Below are 25,130 nucleotides of genomic sequence, written 5' to 3' on the forward strand. Positions count from 1 at the left end.
GGCGCAACGGCGCGCTTCTCCTTTCTTGCCGCCGCGCCGAAACAAACTGGTCACCGTGAGCGGGATCGCGCTAGCATTAAAGCAAACTGAAAACTGACGAGGACGTTATGGCGATAAAATTGATTGCGATTGATATGGACGGCACGCTGCTTAACCCACAGCACCAGATTTCACCGCGCGTAAAACAGGCCATCGGCCAGGCGCGCGACCAGGGCGTACATATCGTGCTGACTACCGGACGTCCTTATATCGGGGTGGAACGCTACCTGATGGAGCTGGATCTACAGCAGGAAGGTCAGTACTGCATCACCAACAACGGCGCGCTGGTGCAGCAGGCGGTCAACGGCGAGTGCGTGGCGGAAACCACGCTCTCTTTTGATGACTACCTGAAGTTTGAACAGCTGTCGCGCGAGCTGGGCGTCCATTTCCAGGCGCTGGACAAATCGTCACTCTATACGGCGAATAAAGATATCAGCGAATACACCATCCACGAAGCTTACCTGACCGGTATTCCGGTGCGCTACCGCGCGGTGGAGGAGATGGACCGCGCATTGACCTTCCCGAAAGTGATGATGATCGACAAACCGGAACTGCTGGATGCGGCGATCGCCCGCCTGCCGCAGGAGGCGCAGCAGAACTACACCATCCTGAAAAGCGCCCCTTACTACCTGGAAATCCTGAATAAAAAGGTCAATAAAGGCACCGGCGTGCATGCGCTGGCGCAGCAGCTGCATCTGACCCAGGATGAGATCATGGCCATCGGCGATCAGGAAAACGATCTGGCGATGATTGAGTATGCCGGCACCGGCGTGGCGATGGGCAACGCCATCGATTCGGTGATCGCCGTCAGCCAGTTCGTGACCAAAACCAATGCGGAAGATGGTGTGGCGCACGCCATCGAGAAATTCGCGCTGCGTTAAGCGCGCCCAGAAAGCGCCTGAGGGGGCGGGCCGCCAGCAAGCGGGCCGCCCCTTTTACAGGTTTACGCCGCTGCCTGTCCGTTTTCCCTCTGCTTACTGTGCGTTTTCCTTCTGCACTTTGTCCGCCTTCTGTCTGTATCCTTTCCGCTTCCTGTCTGCATCCTGTCCGCTTCCCGTCTGTATCCTTTCCGCTTCCCGTCTGTATCCTCTCTACTTCCTGTCTGTATCCTGCCCGCTTCCGGTCTGTACCCTGCCCACTTCGCGTCGCTTTCTCCTACGCGTTTTATTCGTTGTCGTTTTTGTGATCAGGATTGTAGTACAACCTATATGGATTGTACTACATTAGCCCCTATTGACTGTGCTTTAGCCTTCACGTTTGTACTGCAAAACAGAGGCGAAAAAGAACAGCCGCGGTAAAGTAGAGGGCATTCTCCCTTTGGATAAGGACGCAGCATGACCCTCACGAAAACCGATCGCATTATCGTTACGCTGGGGCGCCAGATTGTCAGCGGCAAGTATGTGCCGGGCGCGGCGCTGCCGGCGGAAGCCGAGCTGTGCGAAGAGTTCGCCACTTCACGCAATATCATTCGCGAGGTGTTTCGTTCGCTGATGGCGAAACGGCTGATTGAGATGAAGCGTTATCGCGGGGCGTTTGTCGCGCCGCGCAATCAGTGGAACTACCTCGATACCGAAGTACTGCAGTGGGTGCTGGAGCATGACGACGATCCGCGGCTGATTGCCGCCATGAGCGAGGTGCGCAATCTGGTGGAGCCCGCTATCGCCCGCTGGGCGGCGGAGCGCGCCACCTCCAGCGACCTTGCGCAAATTGAGCTGGCGCTTAACGAAATGATCGCCAACAACCAGAACCGCGAAGCGTTTAATGAAGCGGATATCCGCTACCACGAAGCGGTGCTGGCATCGGTACATAACCCGCTGCTGCAGCAGCTGAGCGTGGCTATCAGCTCTCTGCAGCGTGCGGTGTTCGAACGGACCTGGATGGGCGATGCGGCCAACATGCCGAAAACCCTGCAGGAACATAAGGCGCTGTACGATGCGATACGGCATCAGGACAGCCAGGCGGCGGAGCAGGCGGCGCTCACCATGATCGCCAGCTCTACCCGGAGACTCAAGGAAATCACATGACATCACGCTACATCGCTATCGACTGGGGGTCGACTAACCTGCGCGCCTGGCTATTTCAGAATGGCGACTGTCAGGAGAGCAGGAAATCTGAGGCGGGTGTTACCCGTCTTAACGGCCGATCCCCCGAAGCGGTGTTAGCGGAGGTCACCCGGGGCTGGCGCGACGACGCCACGCCGGTCATCATGGCCGGCATGGTCGGCAGCAACGCCGGCTGGAAAATTGCCCCTTATCTTCCCTGTCCGGCCCGCTTTAGCGACTTTGGTCGTCAGCTCACCACCGCGGCGCCGAACGTTTTTATCATTCCCGGCCTCTGCGTAGAGCAGGCAAACAACCGTAACGTGATGCGCGGCGAAGAGACGCAGCTGCTGGGCGCGCGCGCCTTACAGCCGGCGCCGCTCTACGTTATGCCCGGCACCCACTGCAAATGGGTGCGTGCCGATAGCGAACAGGTCAGCGATTTCCGTACCGTGATGACCGGCGAGCTGCACCACCTGCTGTTGACCCATTCGCTGGTGGGCGCCGGGCTGCCCGCGCAGGAGACAAGCCGCGAGGCGTTTCAGGCCGGTCTGGCGCAGGGGCTGGAAACCGATGCGCCGCTGGCCCGGCTGTTTGAAGTGCGCGCCGCCCATGTGTTGGGCACGCTGCCGCGCGAGCAGGTCAGTGAATTTCTCTCCGGGCTGCTGATTGGCAGCGAGGTGGCCAGCATGGTGCGCCAGTGGCAGCCCGATCCGCAGCAACCTATCACCCTCGTCGCCGGCCAGGCGCTCGCCGAACGCTACCGGCAGGCGCTCAGCGCGTTGAACATTCGCGCGCAGGTGCTGGAAGGCGATACCGCATTTCAGGCAGGCATAAGGAGCATCGTTCATGCAGTGGCAGAATAAACTTCCGCTTATCGCTATCTTGCGCGGCATCACGCCGGCGGAGGCGCACGATCACGTTAAGGCGGTGATTGACGCCGGGTTCGAGGCGGTGGAAATCCCGCTTAACTCGCCGGAGTGGCGTGCCAGCATCCCGGCGATGGTCAGCGCATTTGGCGATCGGGCGCTGATTGGCGCGGGTACCGTGCTGAAACCGGAGCAGGTCGACGAGCTGGCGGAGATGGGCTGCAAGCTGATCGTCACGCCGAATATTCAGCCGGCGCTGATCCGTCGCGCGGTCGATTATGGCATGAGCGTCTGCCCTGGCTGCGCCACGGCGACCGAAGCGTTCAACGCCATCGACGCGGGCGCGCAGGCGCTGAAAATTTTCCCTTCCTCTGCCTTTGGGCCTGATTACATCAAGGCGCTGAAAGCCGTGCTGCCGCCGGATATTCCGGTCTTCGCCGTAGGCGGCGTAACGCCGGACAATCTGGCGCTGTGGCTGAAGGCGGGCTGTATCGGCGCCGGACTGGGCAGCGATCTCTACCGTGCCGGACAGCCGCTGAGCCGTACCGCGGAGCAGGCGCAAGCATTCGTTAAAGCGTATCGAGAGGCAGTGCAATGAAAATCACCAAAATTACCACCTGGCGTTTACCTCCTCGCTGGATGTTCCTCAAAATTGAAACCGATGAAGGCATTGTCGGCTGGGGCGAGCCGGTTATTGAAGGGCGCGCCCGCACCGTTGAAGCGGCGGTACATGAGCTAAGCGAGTATCTGATTGGCCAGGATCCGTCACGCATCAACGATCTCTGGCAGGTCATGTATCGCGGTGGCTTTTACCGCGGCGGCCCGATATTAATGAGTGCCATCGCCGGCATCGATCAGGCCCTATGGGATATCAAAGGGAAAGTGCTGAACGCGCCGGTCTGGCAGCTGATGGGCGGCCTGGTGCGCGACAAAATCAAAGCCTATAGCTGGGTCGGCGGCGATCGCCCGGCAGAGGTAATTAACGGCATTCAGACGCTGCGCCAGATCGGCTTCGATACCTTTAAATTAAACGGCTGCGAAGAGCTGGGCGTGATTGATAACGCGCGTAAAGTGGATGCGGCGGTAAATACCGTGGCGCAGATCCGCGAGGCGTTTGGCAAGGATATTGAATTCGGTCTCGATTTCCACGGCCGCGTCAGCGCGCCGATGGCGAAAATATTAATTAAAGAGCTGGAACCCTATCGTCCGCTATTTATTGAAGAGCCGGTACTGGCGGAGCAGGCGGAATATTACCCACGGCTGGCGGCGCAGACATCGATCCCTATCGCCGCAGGCGAGCGCATGTTCTCGCGCTTTGAGTTTAAGCGCGTGCTGGAAGCGGGCGGCCTGGCCATTCTGCAGCCGGATCTGTCGCACGCGGGCGGCATCACCGAATGCTATAAGATTGCCGCGATGGCAGAAGCGTACGATGTCGGCCTGGCGCCGCACTGTCCGTTGGGACCGATCGCGCTGGCGGCCTGTTTGCACATCGACTTCGTTTCGCGCAACGCCGTCTTTCAGGAGCAGAGCATGGGCATCCACTACAACCAGGGCGCCGAACTGCTCGACTTTGTGAAAAACAAAGAGGATTTCACCATGGAAGGCGGCTACTTCCTGCCGTTAATGAAGCCAGGCCTGGGCGTGGAGATTGATGAAGAGCAGGTGATCGCGCGCAGCCAGAATAATGTCGACTGGCGCAATCCGTTATGGCGTCATGATGACGGCTCGGTCGCCGAATGGTAATAGCGCATAATAATTAACGCGATAAAGGCAGGGCGGCATTAATTGAAGCCGGCAGCTTAACGCTGCGCAAATTATTCAACGCCTGCGCTTAATAATTAAAAAATCCCTTATTCCAACACCCTCTGTAATCGACAGGGCATGGTGAGCGGCCTCGCCATGCCCAAATCTGGAGACAGATTATTATGGATATACCTGTAACCGCGGTTAAAACCGGGCGTCGCCGCTACCTGACGCTGGGGATGATCTTTATTACCGTCGTCATCTGCTACGTTGACCGCGCCAATCTGGCGGTGGCCTCGGCCCATATTCAGCAGGAGTTCGGCATCAGCAAAGCGCAGATGGGCTACGTCTTCTCCGCCTTTGCCTGGCTCTACACGCTGTGCCAAATCCCGGGCGGCTGGTTTCTTGATCGCGTCGGCTCGCGGTTGACCTATTTTATCGCCATCTTCGGCTGGTCGGTCGCCACGCTATTTCAGGGCTTTGCCGGCGGCCTGATGTCGCTGATTGGCCTGCGCGCTATCACCGGGGTATTCGAAGCGCCGGCGTTTCCCACCAATAACCGTATGGTGACCAGCTGGTTCCCGGAGCGCGAGCGTGCCTCGGCGGTCGGCTTTTACACCTCCGGGCAGTTCGTCGGGCTGGCGTTCCTTACACCGCTGCTTATCTGGATCCAGGAAGTATTGAGCTGGCACTGGGTATTTATCATCACCGGCGGTATCGGCATTCTCTGGTCGCTGGTCTGGCTGAAGGTTTATCAGCCGCCGCGCCTGACCAAAAGCCTCAGCAAGGCGGAACTGGACTACATCCGCGAGGGCGGCGGGCTGGTGGATGGCGATGCGCCGGCGGCGAAGGCCGATCGGCAGCCGCTCTCCCGCGCCGACTGGAAGCTGGTGTTTCACCGCAAGCTGATCGGCGTTTACCTCGGCCAGTTCGCCGTGACCTCCACGCTCTGGTTTTTCCTGACCTGGTTCCCGAACTACCTGACCCAGGAAAAAGGCATCACCGCGCTTAAGGCGGGCTTTATGACCACCGTGCCGTTTCTGGCCGCCTTCGTTGGCGTGCTGCTCTCCGGCTGGGTGGCGGATCGCCTGGTACGTAAAGGGCGCTCGATCGGCGTGGCGCGGAAAACGCCGATTATCTGCGGGCTGCTGATCTCAACCTGCATCATGGGCGCGAACTACACCAACGATCCGGTCTGGATCATGACGCTAATGGCGATCGCCTTCTTCGGTAACGGCTTCGCCTCGATTACCTGGTCGCTGGTATCGTCGCTGGCGCCGATGCGCCTGATCGGCCTGACCGGCGGGGTGTTCAACTTTGTCGGCGGGCTGGGCGGCATCACCGTGCCGCTGGTGATCGGTTATCTGGCGCAGGATTACGGTTTTGGCCCGGCGCTGATCTATATCTCCGCAGTCGCGCTGATCGGCGCGCTCTCTTACATCCTGCTGGTCGGGGAGGTGAAGCGCGTGGGCTAAGCCCGCACGGGAGAGGGGCAGGCGACGGAGCGCATCAGGGCGTTGCCGTCCGGCGGCATCGGACGGCAACGGCTTCATTATGATCAAACCCAACCGTTGAACAGTTGCTTATCAACGGTATCGCGAGGGTTCCGCTATGAATACCGATCTGTACGCTACAACCTTACGGCAGCTAAACGCGAAAATTATTCCTTTTATTATCATCTGCTACTTCGTTGCCAATCTCGATAAAACCAATATCTCCATCGCGGCGCTGCAGATGAACGCCGACCTCGGCCTGAGCGCCAGCATGTACGGTCTGGGCGTAGGGATGTTCTATATCTCCTATATCCTTTTCGAAATTCCCAGCAACGTGATCATGACAAAGGTGGGCGCCCGAGTGTGGATCGCGCGCATCATGATTACCTGGGGCATCGTCAGCGCCGGGATGTCGCTGGTACAGACGCCGACGCAGCTCTACGTGATGCGCTTTCTGCTTGGCATGGCGGAAGCGGGCTTTACGCCGGGCATCATCTACTATATCTCCTGTTGGTTCCCGAAAAGCAACCGCGCGCGGGCGATGTCCTTCTTTTATATGGGTTCGGTAATGGCCTCGATTATCGGCCTGCCGCTTTCCGGCACGCTGCTGAATATGCACGGCATGGCGGATGTCGCCGGCTGGCGCTGGCTGTTCGCCATTGAAGGCGTACCGGCGGTGCTGCTGGGCATTCTGGTGCTGTGGCGCCTGCCGCAATCCCCCGATCACGCCGCCTGGCTTTCCCACGAACAAAAAGGGTGGCTTAAGGCGCAGCTGGCGCGCGATAACGCCGGCGTTGAGGTCGGCGGTAACCACCGTTGGTACAGCGCGCTGAAAAACAGAACCGTGCTGCTGCTGAGCCTGGTCTGGTTTCTGCAGGCGTTCGGCTCTATCGGTATTACGCTGTTTATGCCGCTGATCATCAAAAGCATGGCCAGTGAACAGAGCAACCTGGTGGTGAGCCTGCTCTCCGCCGTGCCCTTTATCGCCGCCTGCCTGTTTATGTACCTTAACGGCCGTCATTCCGACACCACCAACGAGCGCAGCTGGCATCTCGGCCTGCCGCTGATTATTTCCGGCGTATCGCTCGCTATCGCCATCTACACCAGCAATCTGTGGGTGGCGTATCTGCTGCTGGTGCTGACCGTGGGCTTTAACTTCGCCCTGACGCCGATTTTTTGGGCGGTTACCACCGAGAAGCTGGCGGGCGTCGCCGCCGCCGCCTCGATCGCCTTTATCAACACCGTGGCGAACTTCGTCGGGCTGGGGCTGCCGCCGATTCTGGGGAAAATCAAAGATGTCACCCACAGCTACCACTATGGGCTGCTGATTGTCGCGGCGGCGCTGATCCTCGGCGGTATTATCGGCGTGCTGGCCTCGCGTCCGACGCCGCCGCGCGCGGCAGAACGCGCCGCGTCCCGCCTCTCTTAACGCAGGAGTGAAGATGAAACAGAAGGTATTGAAACAGGCCAGCCTGCCGGATGCGCTGACCGCCGCGCTAAGCGAACGCTACGACCTGTATGAGCTGGCGCAGCTGTCGCTCGCCGGGCTGGCCGCCATTGCCGATGAGGTGACGGTGGTGATCACCAACGGCGAAGCGGTGGTAACGCGCGACTTTATCGCATCGCTGCCTGCGCTGAAGCTGATTGCGGTATTCGGCGTCGGCTATGACGGCGTGGACGTAATGGCGGCGCGCGATCGCGGCGTGGCGGTGACCCATACGCCAGGCGTGCTGACCGATGACGTCGCCGATCTCGCCATCGGCCTGCTGCTGGCGACCTCGCGGCGCATCGTCGCCGCACAGAAGTTTATCGAGCAGGATCGGTGGCCGGAGGGCGGCTTTCCGTGGACACGCAAGGTCTCCGGCGCGCGCCTCGGCATTTTCGGCCTGGGCCGCATCGGCCAGGCGATCGCCCGCCGTGCCCGGGCATTCGATATGGATATTGCGTACTGCAGTCGGCGGCCGGATGAGAGCCTGCCGTGGCGCTATATCGACGACCTGCGCGCGCTGGCGGAGTGGAGCGATTTCCTGATGGTCTGCGTGCCGGGCGGCGCGGAGACACAGGGGAAAGTGAATGCGCCGATCCTTGCCGCGCTGGGGCCGCAGGGCATGCTGATCAATATTTCGCGCGGCAGCGTAGTGGATGAACCCGCGCTGATCGACGCGCTGGATCGCGGCGCCATCGCCGGCGCCGGGCTGGACGTGTTTTGCGATGAGCCGAACGTTCCCGCCGCGCTGCGGCAGCGCGACAACGTCGTTATCACGCCGCACATGGCCAGCGCCACGCGGGAGACGCGACGCGAAATGTCGCGGCTGGTGCTGGAGAACGTCGAGGCCTGGTTTCGCGGTCGGCCATTGATTACGCCGGTTCCCTGATAGGCTTTTGGACGTGAATCTTTTACCCTGAAGCGATACTTCGTCGCTTCAGGTTTTTTTATTTATGAAACAGCTTACCTTCGCCCCGCGCAATCATCAGCTGACCAACATCAACGTCTGGACCGCCGACAGCCGCTGGCTGGCGTATGACGTGCGTCCTTCCGGCGCGACCTTTACCGGGCTGACCGTGGAGCGCGTCAACGTAGAGAGCGGAGCGACGGAGATCCTCTATCAGGCGCGCGACGGCGCGCACGTCGGCGTGGTGACCGTCAGCCCCGATCTGCCGCCGCGCTATGTCTGCATTCACGGACCGGAACATCCGGACGCCGGCTGGCGCTATGACTTTCATCATCGCCGCGGCGTCATTATCCAGAACGGCAGGGCGGAAAACCTCGACGCCTGCGATATCACGCCGCCCTTTACGCCGGGCGCGCTGCGCGGCGGCTCGCACGTTCATGTCTTCAGTCCGGACGGTAGCCGCATCAGCTTTACCTATAACGATCATGTGATGCACGAATGGGACGCGCGTGAAGATTTACGCAACGTCGGCGTCGCCGTTCCGCTGCATGCGGTCTGTCCGGTGAAGCAGCATCCGCGCGAGTATGACGGCAGTCATTTTTGCGTGCTGGTAAGCAAAACCACTTCATCGCCCCGACCGGGCAGTGATGAGATCGGCCGCGCTTATGAAGAGGGCTGGATCGGCACGCAGGGCTACCGTCGTCAGGACGGCAGCCATCAGCGCTGGGCGTTGGCTTTTATCGGCGATACGCGCGCGGAAAATGGCGAGGTGGTGCCGGAGGTGTTTGTGGTCGATCTGCCGGAGAGGCTCAGCGACTATGCGCAGCCGGGCGACGCGCCGCTGGAAGGAACGGCGACGCAGCTGCCGGCGCCGCCGCGCGGCATCGCCCAGCGGCGGCTAACCTTTACCCATCAGCGCCGCTATCCTGGCCTTGTGACCCAGCCACGCCACTGGCTGCGCAGCAACGCGGACGGCAGCGAAATCGCTTTTCTGATGCGCGACGAGGCGGGCGTGGTACAGCTGTGGAGCGTATCGCCCAACGGCGGCGAGCCGCGTCAGATAACCCAGGGCGCGCAGGCGATTCAGTCGGCGTTTAGCTGGCATCCGGCGGGCGGGCAGCTGGCGTTTATCTGCGATAACAGCGTGATGCTGTGCGACAGCCAGAGCGGCAAAATGCATCGTCTGACGCCGCGAAGCATCACGCCGCCGGTGGGCGACGCGGTGGTGTTCTCGCCCGATGGCCGCCAGATCGCCTTTATGCAGGAGGTGGACGGCTATCGGCAGATTTTTACGGTTGCGGTGAGTTGATCGCCAGCGGGGCGGCCTGCGCCAGGTTTTCCTGCGTCCTCGCCAGCTTTTCCGCTTCAATCACGCGCGCGCGCGGTGAATCGAGGGTTTGGCTGTCGTCAGCGCGCATATAGTCCCAGGGGAGCAGCACGGTATCGAGTACGGCGGAGAAAGGGAGGTCGATCAGGGCCAGCGGCTTCAACGCCCAGCTGCTCCCATCATCGGTAAGCATTTCGGCGCTGGCGCGGGTGCCGGGATAGTAGCCCTGGCTGGCGCCGGTGTGTGACATCATGCTGGAACAGCCAGAAGTAGTAAATAATGCGCTACAGGCCAGAAGCCCCGCCAAACGGTATTTCTGTATTGCTTTCATAGTTTTTCATCCCTTCAGTCATGGCTGAACGCCCGGCTGAGTCTCTTCGTCTGCGGCGGGGAAAAGCTCCCGATCACTCTGTGGTGACTCGCGCCTTATGCATGACGATATCTTCCCCTGAGTGTATGACATTCTCTGTGCTTTGCTTAAAAAAATTGCAAATTGGTACTTGAAAGAATGTCAGCTGGCCCCATTTTCTTATCACGGTCAGCGCGGCATTCGCCGAATGGGTTCGCCAGCGTGACCGGACAGCCTGTCCGTGACGGAAGGCTGCGATTAACCTACTCGCTGAAATTCAGGAGCTTTGTCTTATGCGTAACTTCGATCTTTCCCCGCTTTATCGTTCCGCTATCGGTTTCGATCGTCTGTTCAACCTGCTGGAATCCAACCAGAACCAGAGCAATGGCGGCTACCCTCCGTACAACGTTGAGCTGGTGGCTGAAAACCACTACCGCATCACCATTGCCGTGGCCGGTTTCGCGCAGAATGAGCTGGATATTACCGCCCACGACAACGTGCTGATCGTGCGCGGCGCCCATCCTGAAGAGCAGACGGAGCGCAAATACCTGTATCAGGGCATTGCCGAACGCAATTTCGAACGCAAATTCCAGCTGGCCGACCATATCGTGGTACGCGACGCTCGCCTGGAAAACGGCCTGCTGTACATCGATCTGGAACGCATCGTGCCGGAAGAGATGAAACCACGCCGCATCGAAATTCTTAGCTAATCGCTTACTCGCTGAAGCACCCTGACGCCGCGGAAACGCGGCGTTGTTGTTTCTGCGCCAGGCCGCGCTACGCGCGAACGGCGCGCCACGCTTTCAGACGCCCGCCGAACACATTCATCACCAGCCCGACTACGACAACGGCCGTGCCGATAAGTTGTGGCGTCGAGAGCGTTTCATCCAGCAGCAGCGCCGCGCTCAGCAGGCCCACCACCGGCACCAGCAGGGAAAGCGGCGCCACGCGCCAGGTTTCGTAGCGGCCCAGCAGCGAACCCCAGATGCCGTAGCCTACAACGGTGGCGATAAACGCCAGGTAAATCAACGACAGCACCGTGGTCATCCCGATATGCATCAGGCTCTGCGCGATCGCCTCGCGCCCCTCAAACAGCCAGGAGCAGGCGAAAAAGGGACCGATTGGCACCAGCGCGCTCCAGACCACCAGTGACATAATCGGTACCTCGCCGCTGCGCATAATGACGCGATTGGTGATATTACCCATGCCCCAGCAGAGCGCGGCGGCCAGCGTCATTAGCATGGTGGTCAGCGTTACGCCGCCGACCGCAGATGCGCTCTGCCCCGCCGACGCCAACAGCACCATGCCGCCGGTGGCGATGGCGATGCCGGCGATATGATGCCAGCGCAGCTTTTCCGCCAGCAGCAGCGCGCCAAGCAGCAGTGTAAAGAAGGCCTGTGCCTGCAGCACCAGCGACGCCAGTCCGGCGGGCATGCCAAGGTTGATGGCTAAAAAGAGGAAGGCGAACTGGCCGAAGCTGATAGTCAGCCCGTACAGCAGCAGCAGGCGGAAGGGCACGCGCGGCGGGCGTACGAAAAAGATCGCCGGCAGCGCCACCAGGGTAAAGCGCAGCCCGGCCAGCAGAAACGGCGGCATTCCGTGCAGCCCCACCTTGATCACCACAAAATTCACGCCCCACGCCACCACCACGCAGAGCGCCAGCAACAGATCTTTTACAGCCATGGTTTCTCCTGCCCGTCAGATAAAAACGGCGTTGCGCCGCGGATAAAAAGGCCGGAAAGCGCACCGCCGCCTGCGGCGCGCCAATCTCCCGGACCGAAAAAAAAGCGTGAAAGTGTGAACGAGATGTAACATCTTTCCTTTAACTTACGCGCAAATGACGCGGTTTAATACATACAGATTGCACAGATAGAGGGTAAGACAGATGGCCAACAGGGCACCGCGCCAGGCAAGCCGCTACCGTCAAATCGCTGAGCAGTTTAAACAGGCGATACGGGCAGGCGCGCTGCCGCCCGAAACGCGGCTGCCGTCGGTACGCACGCTCGCCGTGCAGTATCATGTCAGCCAGACGACGGCGCTGAAAACGCTGCGTATGCTGGAAGATGAGCGCTATGCCGTCGCCCGGCCGAAATCGGGGTTTTTTGTCGCGCCGCAGCATCCGCAGGCGCATACGCCGCCTGAACACGCGCGGGAGATCACGCCGCTGGATGAACAGGCGGAACTGCATCTGGCGATACTCGGTTCGGCCTGCCGGGTACGGCTCGATCTGGCCAACGGCGACAGCGCACTCTATCCGGTCGCCAGGCTGGGCCGTCTGATGCGCCAGCTTGACTACAGCCAGCCGTCGCTCTCGGGCGATAGCGTAAAGGGCACCGGCTATGCGCCGCTAAAGGCAGAGATTACGCGGCGCGCGCTGGATTACGGCTGCGCTTTCAGCCCGGACACCCTGCTGATCACCAACGGCTGTATTGAGGCGGTTTCGCTGGCGCTGCGCGCAGTGCTACAGCCGGGCGACGCGGTGGCGGTAGAGTCGCCCTGCTATTTTGTCCTGCTGCAGATGCTACACAACCTGAATCTGCGCGTGATCGAAGTGGAGGCAGGGCCGGAAGGTTACATCGACGTCGGCGCGCTGACGGCGCTGTTCCAGCGCCGGGCGGTGCGCGCCTTTGTGACGCTGGCGAATATCAATAATCCGCTGGGAAAAAGCATTCCTGCGGCGCAAAAAGCGGAGATCGCCCGGCAGGCGGATACGCACGGGGTAGCGATCGTCGAGGATGATATTTTTGGCGACACCGCCTTCGGCGAGCAGCGTCCGTTTCCGATGCGTGCCTTCAGCGACAATGTGATCCTCTGCAGCGGCTTCTCTAAAACGGTGGCGCCCGGCATACGTATCGGCTGGATCCACAGCGAAAGGCATATGCGCCGCATCGCCTCGCTGAAATACACCTCGACAATGGGCACCGCGCTGCTGCCGCAGGCGGCAATCGCCGAACTGCTGCGCGGCGGCGGTTATGATGCGCACTTGCGCAAGCTACGGCGTGAGCTGGCGCGGCAGGTGGGCCTGATGCGCGCCGCGGTCGTGCGCCACTTTCCGCCCGGCACCCGCGTTTCCAGCCCGGAGGGCGGCTATGTGCTGTGGGTGGAGATGCCGCCCTCGTCACTGAACGTGCGCGAGCTGTTTATGAAGGCGCGCGATGGCGGTATTGGCATCGCGCCTGGCCATTTGTTCGCCACCGACGGCCGTTACGATCGCTGCTTTCGACTCAACGCCGGCTTTGGCTGGAATGAGGAGGTGGAGCAGGCGATCCGCCAGCTGGCGTGCTGGAGCCAGCCGGGAGCTTAATACGGCGGCGAGCCGCGCCGCCTGCGGATAATGCGCCCGCCGCCGTTGAGCTTAGCGCGCCACTTCGCCCCAGGCGCGCTCAATCTCTTCCGCCAGAATCTGCACGCCTTTCTCAATCGTCGCGCTGTCCGGCACATAATTCATGCGCATACACTGATGCGTATGCGGCCAGCTCTGCGCCAGGCCGGGGAAGAAGAAGTGGCCCGGCACCATCAGCACGCCGCGCTGCTTCAGGCGCTGATAAAGCAGTTCGGTGGTGATGGGCAGATCTTTAAACCAGAGCCAGAGGAAAATCGCCCCTTCCGGCTTGTGGATCAGGCAGCGCTCTTCCGGCAGATAGCGGCGCAGAATGGCGATAGTCTCCTGTACCCGCTGCTGATAGAAGGGCTTGATCACCGTTTCCGACAGCCGCAGCAGGTCGCCGCGCGCGATCATCTCCAGCGCGATAGCTGGGCCAATGCTGCCCGGCGCCAGGCTGATAATGCCGTTCATATTGCTGATGGCGTCGATCACCTTCTCATCGGCAAGAATAATGCCGCAGCGCGCGCCCGGCAGGCCGAGTTTCGACAGGCTCATGCAGAGAATGATGTTCGGGTTCCACAGCGGCCGCGCCTCGCTGAAAATAATGCCGGGGAAAGGCAGCCCATAGGCGTTATCGATCAGCAGCGGAATATCGTGCTGCTGCGCCAGCATATCCAGGTGCAGCAGCTCTTCGTCGGTGATGACGTTGCCGGTCGGGTTGGTTGGGCGCGATACGCAAATCAGGCCGGTGTCGTCAGTGATCTGCAGATGGTCGAAATCGACATGATATTTAAACTGCCCTTCCGGCAGCAGTTCAATATTGGGACGGGTGGAGACAAACAAGTCTTCGTCCAGCCCGGCATCCGCATAGCCGAGATACTCCGGTGCCAGCGGAAACAGCACGCGCTTTTTCGTGCCGTCGGCGCGGCGTCCGGCATAGAGATTAAACAGATAGAAAAAAGCGCTCTGACTGCCGTTGGTGAGGGCGATATTTTTCGCTGAAATCTGCCAGCCCAGCTCTTTCTGCAGCAGCGCGGCCAGCGCCTCAAGCAGCACCGCCTTGCCGCGCGGGCCATCATAGTTGCACAGCGCGTCGGTCAGCTTTCCTTCCTGCTGCATTTGCGTCAGCAGCTGATGAAAATAGTCGTTCATTGCCGGGATCTGCGCCGGATTGCCGCCGCCCAGCATCACGGCGCCAGGCGTGCGCAGCCCTTCGCCCATATCTTCCATTAGGCGGGCAATACCGGTATGGCGGGTAAATTTGTCACCAAAGAGAGAAAAGCTCATAGCTGTAAATCAAATGTAATGGGCAGGTGTGGCACACCTTACCGCCAGCGATGCGATGATGCAAACGGCTTGCTGATCGCCCTGTCTCCCGGTGTGGAGGCGTGGCGCGCGCCGGGCGACATGACCGCAAGCGCTGTCCGCTTTGCGGCGGCGGCTCCTTCGCGGTGGCGGCACTTTTTACGGCCGCAGTCCTTTACCGCTGCGGCACCCTTTTACGGCAGAGAGATTTTCGCAGACGCAACCCTTTACCGCTGCGGCACCCTTTTACGGCAGAGAGATTTTCGCAGACGCAGCCCTTTACCGCTGCGGCACCCTTTTACGGCAGAGAGGCTTTCGCAGACGCAGCCCTTTACCGCTGCGGCATCCTTTTACGGCAGAGAGACGCCTTCACCATCCTCTTCACGGACGCGCACTTTTCAGGCCTCGCCAGGCGCGACACGCAGCTGAAACGTATAAGGCTATATCCTGTAACGATCACAAATTTTTGCTGACAGAGTGCAAGCTCTCCTAAAAAAGTGTGTTAACAATCCCGTTTCTTCATTGAAACATCGGCAAAAAACCTCCAGGTGACTGGCATCACGGTTTTCCGCCACCGGCGTTTGTAACCTGCTGGCTGCTTTGCTAAATCAATTCAGCTAAAGGAACGCAAAATGAACAAATCTCTGGTGGCGGTAGCGGTAGCGGCGATGTTCTCCACGCCGGTGCTGGCGCAGTCATGGTTGCTGACGGATGCTGAAAGTGGCATGGATGAAGGCAACTGGACTATCAGTAGTAAACAGCTGAAGCTGGAGGGACAGCCTTTCAGCATCGAACAAAAAGTCCTGCACGGCGGTAAGCAGGAAGGCTCGAAAGTGATTACCCTGCGCAGCGAAAACGGCCTGACCATTGCCCTCAGCCCCAGCCGCGGCATGGATCTGCTGCACGTTAACGGGCATGGCGTACGTATGGGCTGGGATTCGCCGGTGGATGAGGTGGTTAACCCCGCCTATATGCGTCTGGAAAGCCGCAACGGCCTGGGCTGGCTCGATGGCTTTAACGAAATGATGGTGCGCTGCGGCTTTGAGTGGACCGGCCATCCGGTCAGCAAAGATGGCGTGCTTTATACGCTGCACGGCAAAGCAGGCAATACGCCGGCGTCGCGCGTTGAAGTGGTGGTCGATGACCAGGCGTCGCATGAAATCCGCATTCGCGGTCTGCTGAAAGAGCATACCTTTAAAAAGGCGAAGCTCAGCACCTGGACTGAGCTGCGCTACGTGCCGGGCAGCGATAGCTTCACCATTCACGATGAGCTGACCAACCAGAGCGACTACCCGCAGGATTATCAGATTATCTACCACAGCAACTTTGGCACGCCGATTCTGGAGAAAGATGCCCGCTTTATCGCGCCGGTGAAAAGTGTCTCGCCTTTTAACGACTACGCGAAAGGGGGCTTAAAAACCTGGCACACCTACGGCGCGCCGACCAAAGGCTTTGACGAGATGGTCTTCAATCTGACGCCGCTGGCAGATAAAGAGGGCAAAACCGTTGCGGCGGTGATCAACAGCAAAGGCGATAAGGGCGCGGCGATTGAGTTCGATACCCATCAGCTACCGCTGCTGACGCTGTGGAAAAACACCGATACTCACAACCAGGGCTACGTAACCGGCATTGAGCCGGGCACTAACTACGCCTATCCGGTGACTATCGAGAAAGAGCAGGGGCGAGTAAAACAGCTGCAGCCGGGCCAGACCCAGGCTTTTACCCTGACCTATACGCTGTTGAAAGATGCGCAGGCGGTGGAAAACGTCGAGCAGCGGGTTAAGACGCTGCAGGGCGACCAGGCGCCGCAGCTGGAGGAAAAGCCGATCGCGGTGGAATAAGCGCGCCGACGGCGCTAACCGGACGGCAAACCACACGGAACAGAACGCGACCAGCGCTTCAGTCGCGTGGCCGCACAGCGCATAAGAGGGGGCGGTGGTCACAGGGCGGCGGCAAGCCAGAAAAAACTGGCGATGGCCGCCACTTTAGCCGCGCCGCCGCCACTGCGGTGACGGCTGGCGAAACCATCGCCGCCGCGCGGCAATGGCCCGTGGCCTAGCGCAGCACCTGCGGATTGACGCAGTTCTTCTCTACCTTGCCCGCCAGCGCGGCGATCAGGTTATCCACGGCGTCGCGCGCCATGCCGTAGCGCGTCTCATGGGTCGCAGAGCCGATATGCGGCAGCGCCACCACGTTTGGCAGCGTCAGCAGCTCGGAATCAACCGGCAGCGGCTCCTGTTCAAACACATCCAGGCCCGCGGCGTGCAGGGTTTTATCCTTCAGCGCGGCGATCAGCGCCTGTTCATCCACCACCGGCCCGCGCCCGGCGTTAATCAAAATCGCGCCCGGTTTCATTTTTGCCAGCTGCTCGCGGCCGATCATATGGTGCGTCTGTTCCGTCAGCGGCAGGCTGATGCAGAGAAAATCGGATTCGCGCAGCAGGGTATCGAGATCGCAATACTGCGCGTTAAAACGTGATTCCGCTTCCTCATGATGTTTGCGCGCATTGTATAAAATCGGCATGCCGAAGCCGTGATGCGCGCGCTGCGCCAGCGCCAGGCCGATGCGGCCCATGCCGAGAATGCCCATCTTCTTATGATGCACGTCCACGCCAAACCAGTCGGGGCCGATGCTGCGCTGCCACTCGCCCGCCTTCACCCGCTCCGCCACTTCCACCACGCGGCGCGCGCTGGACAGCACCAGCGCCATCATCGTATCGGCGACGGTCTCGGTCAGCACCGTAGGGGTGTGCATCAGCACTATACCGCGCTGGTTCAGCGCCTCGACGTCGAAATTGTCATAGCCGACGGAGACCGTGGAAGCGGCGCGCAGCTTCGGCATCTTCTCCAGCAGCGCCTTATCTACCGTACTGCTGGATCCGATCATACCTTCCGCGCGCGCCAGCGCGTCCGCATGCTGCGCAATGTTTTCCGGCGTCAGGCCGTTAATCGCCGTCACGGTGAAATGGTCGTCGAGACGGGCGCGTAAATCGTCAGGGAGGGATTTGTATAACAGCACTTCAGGCTTCATGTCAGGCTCCATCCGCTTAGGCGGTAAAACAGAAAAGATTATTGCCGATCGTAAGCTGCGCGATCGGCAATCGGAAACAGGGCCGGGAGCGCCCGGCCTTTACGCGCGGCTAGTCAGGCGTGCCGGGCCGCGCGTCCGGGCGAGGGGGGCTGTTTGTTCTCCGTCGGTTTCACAATCAGGGTAAGCCAGACGGAAACCAGCAGCGCCACGCCCATAAAGATATAGGAGGCGGCCGGGCTGCCGGTCGCACCGTTAAGGTAGCCGACAATCCACGAGCCGACAAAAGAGCCCAGCGCGCCCATGCTGTTGATCAGCGCCATCGCGCCGCCTGCGACGTTGCGCGGTAGCATCTCAGGAATAATGGCGAAGAAGGGACCATAAGGCGCGTACATCGCGGCGCCGGCGATCACCAACAGGCTGTAGGAGAGCCAGAAGTTGCTCGACCCCACCAGCCAGGAGCCGAGGAACGCCAGCGCGCCAATCAGCAGCAGCGGCCAGACAAACAGCTTGCGGTTTTGCATACGGTCGGAGGCCCAGGAGACCACGATCATCGCCACCGTCGCCGCCAGATAAGGCACGGCAGAGAGCCAACCCGCTTCCACCATCCCCATCTGCGTGCCGTTGCGCAGGATGGAAGGCAGCCACAGCACAAAGCCGTACACGCCGATGCTCCAGGCGAAATATTGCACGCAGAGGATCACCACGTTGCGCGATTTAAAGGCCTCGCGGTAGTTGCGCACCGCCTTAATGCCCTCCTGCTCTTTACGCAGCTGCTCCTGCAGGGCGGCTTTCTCATCTTCGCTCAGCCAGCGCGCCTGCGCCGGTTTATCCTGTACCAGGAACCACCACAGCACCGCCCAGATCACCGCCGGAATGCCTTCGAAAATAAACATCTCACGCCAGCCGAAGGCGTTGATCAGGTAGCCGGAGACCACCGACATCCACAGCACGGTGACCGGGTTGCCGAGGATCAGGAACGTGTTGGCGCGCGAACGCTCCGATTTGGTAAACCAGTTGCTGATGTAGATCAGCATCGCCGGCATCACCGCCGCTTCCACCACGCCGAGAATAAAGCGGATGGCGGCCAGCATCGGGATATTGCTCACCACGCCGGTCAGCGAGGCGCAGATGCCCCACAGCACCAGGCACCAGAACACCAGCTTTTTCACGCTGCGGCGTTCGGCATAGACGGCGCCAGGGATCTGGAAAAAGAAATAACCGAGGAAGAACAGGGCGCCCAACAGTGAGGACATCCCTTTGGTGATGCCTAAATCCTCATTGATGCCGGCGGCCGAGGCGAAGCTGAAATTCGCACGGTCCAGATACGCCAGGCTGTAGGTGATAAAGATGATGGGGATGATATACCACCAACGTTTCGGCGCGATTGTCTGCTTATTCATGAGCTTATCCTCTGTTGAGGGCACATATTCTGATGACGGCGTCACCGATATGCATCGTTATAAGGGTACGTAAGGGTTAGTTGCTCACTCTTCGCCGAGCCCGGCGCGCGTCGGCAGGCCTTCGCTGTCGCCGATAACCTGAATCGCCAGCGAGCCGATTTTATTGCCGCGCGCGATCGCCTGCGGCAGCGTTTTGCCTTCCAGCAGCGCGCTGATCACGCCGACAGCGAAGCCATCGCCGGCACCGACGGTATCGACAACGTTTTCCACGCGTACCGCCGCCACCTGGCCTTTCTCACCGGCGGCGGTTTTGTACCAGGCGCCGTCGCAGCCGGTTTTGATAATCACCGCCTTCACCCCTTTATCGAGATAGAAATCGGCGATCGCTTCCGGCTGACGATGGCCGGTCAGGATCAGGCCCTCTTTTTCACCCGGCAGCACCCAGTCCGCCTGAAAAGCGAGCTGGTTCAGCTGTTTTACCATCTCCTGTTCGCTCGGCCACAGGACCGGACGCAGGTTAGGATCGAATGAGAGGGTTTTGCCCATGGCGCGCATCTCCTGCGCCGTGTGGTTCAGCAACGCCAGCGAGCTGCCGGAAAGCGCCGCCGCCACGCCGCTCAGATGCAGATGGCGCGCCGAGCCGAAATAGTCGCGGTCGAAATCCGCCACCGAAAGATGGCTGGCGGCGGAGCCTTTACGAAAATATTCCACCACCGGATCGGAGCCGTCCTCCACTTTTGATTTCAGCTGAAAGCCGGTGGGATAGCGTTTATCGGTCAGTACACGGCGATGATCGACGCCCTCTTTTTCCAGCTGCTGATGCACGAAGCGGCCAAAAGCGTCATCGCCGACGCGGCTGACCCAGCCCACCTTCAGACCGAGCCGCGCCAGGCCAATAGCGACGTTAAGCTCCGCCCCGGCGATGCGTTTGCTAAAGGTTTCGGCTGCGGCCAGATCGCCGGTTTCGCCGGCGACGAACATCGCCATCGCTTCGCCGATGGTGACCACATCCAGCGTACCGTTTTGATGAGAATGATTGCTCATGGTTTACTCCTCGCGCAGCAGGTCGACGTAGTGACGCGTTACGGCAACCAGGTCGTCGCCCTGCAGCGGAAATTCGATGCCGCGCGGCGCATCGCCGGGCAGCTGTTTCAACAGCGCGCGCCAGTTACCGTCAGCCTCGTCGAGCGCAATGGCGCGGAAGCTGTCGTGATGAGGAATGGCGGCTTTTACATGAATATAACTGACGTGGCGCGCAAGGCGATGTGCCGCAGCCTGCGCATCGTCGCCGGTCCAGAGCCAGTTGCCCATATCGAAGGTCATCGGCATGAGCGCGCACTGGTCAAAAAAGGTGGCGATCGCCGTCAGCGTGCCGCATTCGGTCTGGTCATTTTCCACTACCGGCGTGACCGGGCTTTTCGCCAGCAGCGGGGCGAGACCCGCTTCGGCGCCAGGGCGATAGTGGCCCAGCGACAGCTTCAGTAGACGCGCGCCCAGCTGTTCCGCTTCCTGCAGATAGCTGTCCAGCTGCGGGTTAAGGTCCCCCTGTGCGGTAAACAGCGCGTCGGGTACCGAATAGAACGCCTTCAGCCGATGTTCAGCAATGGCGGCGGCCAGCTGTGGCAGCTGTTGCAACGCCGATGCGCTCAACAGCTCGCGGCGGATTTCCACACCGTCAGCGCCCGCTTCAGCAATGATCGGCAGCAGCGCCTGTTGTCCGCCCAGCTCGGCGACTTTTTGATGACCGTAAGCAGCAGTCACCACCACAATTTCTCTTTTCACTCTTTCCTCCGGGGCGGCCGCATCATCAGAACCGCGATAAAGAAAAGCTAAATGGAACCGGTTCCAAAGCAAAGCAGGGAAGTATGAAATTATGATCGCGCTCACGATGTACGTATTTTGTACCAGGGATAGTCTGATTTATCGCCCTCGGGGTGGCAGAAGGCGTTAAGGCGCACTGCGCGGCGATGGCGCCTCTGTTAAGCCCGCGGCATCGGCCCGGTTTGTGAGAAGCCGGAGAGAGATTAAGGGTGTTTATTACGCAACCTCTTCCCGTTGTCACCACTCTGTTTTTGAAAAAGGTAAATGCGGGTGAAAAGCAGGCATGACCACAGTTGCCTGAATGGGATGATGTAGGCGATATGACCGAAGCCTGTTTCAAACAGCTTAACGTCGCTCCTGCAGCGTTCTCGCGCAGAAACTATTATCCCTGGAAAACCTCTCCCTTGTTAAAAGGGAGAGTTGCCCGAATAAATCGCCGCTTACTCTCAGGGTGTTCATTGGCTCCGCTAAAGCAGGACGCTGGCTCTGCGTTTAATGCCGCCACCCCGAGCCGTTAGCCTGTAAACCTGGCTAACAGGCCGCCCTGTTTGGGCGGCCTGGCGATAAATTTTTGCAGCCCGGGAGAGGGGCCCGATGATAACGCGTTGGCTGTCAGGCGAGGGGGCGCGATGAACCGCGCACCACCAGCTCACCGTGGAACGTCTGCTCCTCCACCGTCGTCGCTTCACCTTCAATACGCGCAATCACGCGCTCCAGCGCCGCATAGCCGATCTGCCAGGTCGGCTGCTTCAGCGTGGTGATACCGTCGCCCGCCAGCTCCGCCCACTCCAGCTCGTCAAAGCCCAGCAGGCCCATTTTGCGGCCCCAGTCCAGCTCAAGACGGCGCATCGCGCGCGCCACCTGCAGCGTCAGGGCGCCGTTCGCCACCAGCAGCGCGGCGGGCCGGTCGGCGTGACGGCGGTAAAAATCGAGGATAATGCGATCCATCGCCGCGGCGTCGCTAAGCGCCACCTCGGCGTTTTCGCAGATCACGCCGGCGTGGCCGGCGCAGCACTGGCGGAACGCCTGCAAACGCTCCAGCCGGGTATTCACCAGCCCAAGCGGCTCACTGAGAAACAGCAACGCGCGGTAGCCGTTCTTCACTAAATGCTCGGTTGCGTCATTGGCGGCCTGCACATTATTCAGTCCGACGACATCGCAGGAAAAATCGGGGATCTTTCGGTCGATCAGCACCATCGGCAGCAGCGATTGCTGCAGCCGGTTAAGCGCCTCTTCGCGCATGCCGACGGCGTTCACCACAATCCCTTCGACCTGGTAGCTGCTTAACAGCTGCAGGTAGTGCTGCTCCTGATCGATCTCGTTATTGGTATTACAGACCAGCAGGGTAAAGCCGCGCGCGCGGCAGGCGGCCTCAATGCCGCACAGGACGTCGACAGAATAGGGATTGGTGATATCGGCGATAATCAGGCCGATCAGCCGCGTGCGACCGCGCTTCAGGCCACGGGCCATCTGGTTAGGGCGATAGTTTAGCGCGGCGATCGCCTGCTCAATACGCTGTTTCAGATCGGACGACAAAGCATGATGTTCGCCGTTGAGATAGCGGGAAACGCTGGTTTTGCCGGTTTTTGCTGCTTTAGCAACATCGTTGATGGTGGCGCGTGCGGCCTTATGCTTCATGTCTTTCTTTTACTCCGGAGTTTCGGTGAGAGACTAACACAGCCAGATGCCGGTGGTTAGCATCGGAGTGCTGGCTCAGAACAAGCTGGCCGGAAAAAAGGGTACGGCGTGGCGGTAAACGGGGCGGCGAGCCGCCCCAAACAGGTAGAGCGGATTTATGACAGCGGGCTAAGGGTGATCTCAACGCGACGGTTCTGCGCTTTGCCTTCTTCCGTGCTGTTGGAGGCGATCGGGTTATCCGGGCCCATGCCGCCGGTGCGTACGCGGTTGCTGGCGACGCCCTGCAGGATCAGCGCGCTGGCGACGCTGTCGGCGCGCTGCTGCGACAGACGCATGTTCAGCGAGCGGGTGCCGGTGCTGTCGGTGTAGCCGACAACGTTAACCGCGGTTTTCGGATACTCTTTCAGCACCATCGCCACGCCGGTCAGCGTCTGCGCGCCCGCCGGTTTCAGCGTGCTGCTGCTGCTATCGAAAGTCACGTTGTTGGGCATATTGAGGATAATGTTGTCGCCGTTGCGCGTCACGCTGACGCCGGTGCCGCGCATTTTTTCACGCAGCTTGGCTTCCTGCACATCCATATAGTAACCCAGGCCGCCGCCGAGCGCCGCGCCGGAAGCGGCGCCGATCAGCGCGCCTTTGCCGCGATCTTTCTTCGACGAAGAGAGAACGCCGACGCCCGCGCCCACCAGCGCGCCCACGCCCGCGCCGATGCCGGATTTGCCCGCTTCAGATTCCCCGGTATAGGGGTTAGTGGTACAGCCGGAAAGGGCAATTGTGCCGCTTAGTAACAGTGACAGGGCAATAATGCTTTTTTTCATCTTTCTATCCTTTAAAAAGCTTCCTGCAGGCGCACCCGCACCTGCTGAAGGCGGCAATTATGCCGTGTAAAGATGTCGGAAATATCCAGGAATTTCCTCAGAGTTGTAAAGTTCTACGAAGACATATTAACGGGATGGCGGAAACAGCCGGTAATGTGATCGTTAATCAGCCCGCACGCCTGCATAAATGAGTAGCAAATGGTCGAGCCGACAAATGTAAAACCGCGCTTTTTCAGCGCCTTTGACATCGCCAGCGACGCGGGCGTCTGCGTCGGCGCCTCGCGTGAATCGGTAAAAGCGTGGATTTCCGGCCGGTGATCGACAAAAGCCCAGATAAAGCGTGAAAAGTCCTCTCCGCTGGCCTGCATCGCCTGATAAGCGCGCGCGTTGGCGATGATGGCGGCAAGCTTGCCCGCATGGCGGATAAGGCCGCTATCCTGCATCAGGCGCGCAAGGTCCGCTTCGTTCATCGCGGCCACCGCCTGCGGGTCGAAACCGTGGAAAGCGGCACGGTAATTTTCCCGCTTTTTCAACACCGTAATCCATGAAAGCCCCGCCTGCTGCCCCTCCAGACAGAGCATTTCAAACAGCGCTTCGCCGCGCATTTCCGGCACGCCCCACTCTTCGTCGTGGTAGCGCTGATAAAGAGGATCGTTCGAGACCCAGCCGCATCGTTGCATCGCTCTTTTCCTCTGCTGTCGGCGCAATAGAAGCGCCACTCTATCATACCGGCGCCGGCGTCACCGTGCCGCCTGCCGCCGGTTTGAACGCATGAAATGAGAAATATGCTTATTGACTGTGCATATAATCAGCGCGCTAATCATTTTCAGGGAAATTACATGTCAGACGATATAAAAACAATTACCGTAAAATTTGCCGCCTTTCTGGGCTGCGCGCTTTTTCTGGCGCTGATGATGGGGCTGGTGTTCATCGATGTACACTGGATGCAGGACGCGCTGCATGAAACCTCCTTCACCGAAATTTTCCAGGAGATCATCCTGGGCGGCATCGCGCTGGCCTTCTTTTTCTTCGCCGCCAGGCAGGGCAATCTGCGCTACAGCCTGATCCTGAAAGGCGGATTTTTCGCCTGCATGCTGATCCGTGAGATGGATTTTCTCTTCGATGGCCTGTTTCACGGCGCCTGGGTCTGGTTCGCGCTGGCGGTGGCCATTGTTTGTCTGGTGCTGGCGGCGCGCCATCCTGCGGCGACCCTCTCCGGCCTGGTGAATTTTCTGCAGCACCCCAGCTGGAACATGATGGCCGCCGGCCTGCTGACCATCCTCGTCTATTCGCGCCTGTTCGGTATGCATGAGCTGTGGGAAACCCTGATGCTCGACGGCTATAACCGCACGGTAAAAAATATGGCGGAAGAGGGCACTGAACTGCTGGGCTACAGCTTCTGCCTGCTCGCCTGCGTGCGCTACCTGTGGGATCTGCGCCAGATGAAACAGGATAAACCGGGCATCGCCTGGCGGACGCAGCACTAAGGAAGAGGCGATTCCGCGCGCTAAACTTGATAGACTAGACGCAATCACGGCCGC

23 protein-coding genes and 1 pseudogene are annotated in these 25,130 nt (G+C 60.0%); 14 read left to right on the forward strand and 10 right to left on the reverse strand.

The annotated features are described in order from the left end of the window. Window positions 1-107 precede the first annotated feature (107 nt). The 9 genes and pseudogenes from yidA to C2E15_RS00260 all read left to right on the forward strand — a co-directional run bounded on the left by yidA (window position 108) and on the right by C2E15_RS00260 (window position 9,885). A complete protein-coding gene (gene yidA / locus C2E15_RS00220; protein WP_104955614.1) occupies window positions 108-920 on the forward strand; it encodes a sugar-phosphatase in 813 nt (270 codons plus the stop codon). A 453-nt stretch (window positions 921-1,373) separates the two neighbouring features. Further along, on the forward strand, window positions 1,374-2,063 hold the full coding sequence (gene dgoR / locus C2E15_RS00225) for a D-galactonate utilization transcriptional regulator DgoR (protein WP_104955615.1): 690 nt from the start codon (window positions 1,374-1,376) through the stop codon (window positions 2,061-2,063). Continuing rightward, window positions 2,060-2,944, forward strand: a complete 885-nt coding sequence (locus tag C2E15_RS00230) for a 2-dehydro-3-deoxygalactonokinase (protein ID WP_104955616.1) — start codon at window positions 2,060-2,062, stop codon at window positions 2,942-2,944. Before dgoR ends, C2E15_RS00230 begins: the two co-directional genes overlap by 4 nt. After that, window positions 2,928-3,545, forward strand: a complete 618-nt coding sequence (locus C2E15_RS00235; protein ID WP_104955617.1) for a 2-dehydro-3-deoxy-6-phosphogalactonate aldolase — start codon at window positions 2,928-2,930, stop codon at window positions 3,543-3,545. The genes C2E15_RS00230 and C2E15_RS00235 overlap by 17 nt, the downstream gene beginning before the upstream one ends. Continuing rightward, window positions 3,542-4,690 (forward strand): galactonate dehydratase, encoded by a 1,149-nt coding sequence (dgoD, locus tag C2E15_RS00240; protein ID WP_104955618.1) that lies wholly within the window; start codon window positions 3,542-3,544, stop codon window positions 4,688-4,690. Before C2E15_RS00235 ends, dgoD begins: the two co-directional genes overlap by 4 nt. 138 nt (window positions 4,691-4,828) lie before the next feature. Next, a pseudogene (locus tag C2E15_RS00245) lies at window positions 4,829-6,165 on the forward strand (MFS transporter). A 136-nt stretch (window positions 6,166-6,301) separates the two neighbouring features. After that, window positions 6,302-7,612 carry an MFS transporter gene (locus tag C2E15_RS00250; RefSeq protein WP_104955620.1) on the forward strand — a complete coding sequence of 437 codons (1,311 nt, stop codon included), beginning with the start codon at window positions 6,302-6,304 and terminating at the stop codon, window positions 7,610-7,612. A 13-nt stretch (window positions 7,613-7,625) separates the two neighbouring features. Further along, a complete protein-coding gene (locus tag C2E15_RS00255) occupies window positions 7,626-8,558 on the forward strand; it encodes a 2-hydroxyacid dehydrogenase (RefSeq protein ID WP_104955621.1) in 933 nt (310 codons plus the stop codon). A gap of 64 nt (window positions 8,559-8,622) precedes the next feature. Then, complete coding sequence (locus tag C2E15_RS00260; protein WP_104955622.1) at window positions 8,623-9,885, forward strand: YidR family protein; 1,263 nt, start codon at window positions 8,623-8,625, stop codon at window positions 9,883-9,885. Here the strand turns inward: C2E15_RS00260 and C2E15_RS00265 are convergent. Next, window positions 9,866-10,234: a YceK/YidQ family lipoprotein gene (locus tag C2E15_RS00265; RefSeq protein ID WP_104955623.1), complete on the reverse strand. Its 369-nt coding sequence runs from the start codon at window positions 10,232-10,234 to the stop codon at window positions 9,866-9,868. The genes C2E15_RS00260 and C2E15_RS00265 overlap by 20 nt on opposite strands. Before the next feature lie 311 nt (window positions 10,235-10,545). Between C2E15_RS00265 and ibpA the strand changes: the two genes are divergently transcribed. Continuing rightward, window positions 10,546-10,962, forward strand: coding sequence for a small heat shock chaperone IbpA (gene ibpA / locus C2E15_RS00270; RefSeq protein ID WP_104955624.1), 417 nt, complete (start codon window positions 10,546-10,548; stop codon window positions 10,960-10,962). A gap of 67 nt (window positions 10,963-11,029) precedes the next feature. On the opposite strand, the gene C2E15_RS00275 is transcribed toward ibpA, so the two are convergent. Beyond that, complete coding sequence (locus tag C2E15_RS00275) at window positions 11,030-11,935, reverse strand: EamA family transporter (RefSeq protein ID WP_104955625.1); 906 nt, start codon at window positions 11,933-11,935, stop codon at window positions 11,030-11,032. A 202-nt stretch (window positions 11,936-12,137) separates the two neighbouring features. Here C2E15_RS00275 and C2E15_RS00280 point away from each other — a divergent pair, with 202 nt between their 5' ends. Continuing rightward, window positions 12,138-13,556, forward strand: a complete 1,419-nt coding sequence (locus C2E15_RS00280; RefSeq protein ID WP_104955626.1) for an aminotransferase-like domain-containing protein — start codon at window positions 12,138-12,140, stop codon at window positions 13,554-13,556. Between the two features lie 51 nt (window positions 13,557-13,607). Here C2E15_RS00280 and C2E15_RS00285 read toward each other — a convergent pair whose 3' ends face one another. Then, complete coding sequence (locus tag C2E15_RS00285; protein ID WP_104955627.1) at window positions 13,608-14,864, reverse strand: valine--pyruvate transaminase; 1,257 nt, start codon at window positions 14,862-14,864, stop codon at window positions 13,608-13,610. 650 nt (window positions 14,865-15,514) lie between these two features. Between C2E15_RS00285 and C2E15_RS00290 the strand changes: the two genes are divergently transcribed. Next, window positions 15,515-16,723 (forward strand): aldose 1-epimerase family protein, encoded by a 1,209-nt coding sequence (locus C2E15_RS00290; protein WP_104955628.1) that lies wholly within the window; start codon window positions 15,515-15,517, stop codon window positions 16,721-16,723. Window positions 16,724-16,937: 214 nt separating this feature from the next. Here C2E15_RS00290 and ghrB read toward each other — a convergent pair whose 3' ends face one another. The 4 genes from ghrB to C2E15_RS00310 form a co-directional block, all read right to left on the reverse strand. Next, a complete protein-coding gene (gene ghrB / locus C2E15_RS00295) occupies window positions 16,938-17,912 on the reverse strand; it encodes a glyoxylate/hydroxypyruvate reductase GhrB (protein ID WP_104955629.1) in 975 nt (324 codons plus the stop codon). A gap of 113 nt (window positions 17,913-18,025) precedes the next feature. After that, the gene (locus C2E15_RS00300) at window positions 18,026-19,312 is read right to left on the reverse strand and encodes an MFS transporter (RefSeq protein ID WP_104955630.1); all 1,287 of its coding nucleotides are present in this window, start codon (window positions 19,310-19,312) and stop codon (window positions 18,026-18,028) included. 84 nt (window positions 19,313-19,396) lie between these two features. Then, entirely contained in the window at window positions 19,397-20,356 is a 960-nt protein-coding gene (locus C2E15_RS00305; RefSeq protein WP_104955631.1) for a sugar kinase, read from the reverse strand. Window positions 20,357-20,359: 3 nt separating this feature from the next. Beyond that, window positions 20,360-21,094: a sugar phosphate isomerase/epimerase family protein gene (locus tag C2E15_RS00310; protein ID WP_104955632.1), complete on the reverse strand. Its 735-nt coding sequence runs from the start codon at window positions 21,092-21,094 to the stop codon at window positions 20,360-20,362. Window positions 21,095-21,521: 427 nt separating this feature from the next. On the opposite strand from C2E15_RS00310, the gene C2E15_RS22275 reads away from it, so the two are divergent. After that, complete coding sequence (locus C2E15_RS22275; RefSeq protein ID WP_146108572.1) at window positions 21,522-21,629, forward strand: DUF1493 family protein; 108 nt, start codon at window positions 21,522-21,524, stop codon at window positions 21,627-21,629. A gap of 116 nt (window positions 21,630-21,745) precedes the next feature. Here C2E15_RS22275 and C2E15_RS00315 read toward each other — a convergent pair whose 3' ends face one another. From C2E15_RS00315 to C2E15_RS00325, 3 genes are all read right to left on the reverse strand, one after another. Continuing rightward, complete coding sequence (locus tag C2E15_RS00315) at window positions 21,746-22,771, reverse strand: LacI family DNA-binding transcriptional regulator (protein WP_104955633.1); 1,026 nt, start codon at window positions 22,769-22,771, stop codon at window positions 21,746-21,748. Between the two features lie 155 nt (window positions 22,772-22,926). Next, on the reverse strand, window positions 22,927-23,589 hold the full coding sequence (locus tag C2E15_RS00320) for an OmpA family lipoprotein (RefSeq protein WP_104955634.1): 663 nt from the start codon (window positions 23,587-23,589) through the stop codon (window positions 22,927-22,929). 113 nt (window positions 23,590-23,702) lie between these two features. Beyond that, window positions 23,703-24,269 carry a DNA-3-methyladenine glycosylase I gene (locus tag C2E15_RS00325; protein WP_104955635.1) on the reverse strand — a complete coding sequence of 189 codons (567 nt, stop codon included), beginning with the start codon at window positions 24,267-24,269 and terminating at the stop codon, window positions 23,703-23,705. Between the two features lie 159 nt (window positions 24,270-24,428). Between C2E15_RS00325 and C2E15_RS00330 the strand changes: the two genes are divergently transcribed. Continuing rightward, window positions 24,429-25,076 carry a hypothetical protein gene (locus tag C2E15_RS00330; protein WP_104955636.1) on the forward strand — a complete coding sequence of 216 codons (648 nt, stop codon included), beginning with the start codon at window positions 24,429-24,431 and terminating at the stop codon, window positions 25,074-25,076. Window positions 25,077-25,130 lie beyond the last annotated feature (54 nt).

Origin of the sequence: Mixta gaviniae (assembly GCF_002953195.1) — a bacterium.
GTDB lineage: Bacteria > Pseudomonadota > Gammaproteobacteria > Enterobacterales > Enterobacteriaceae > Mixta > Mixta gaviniae.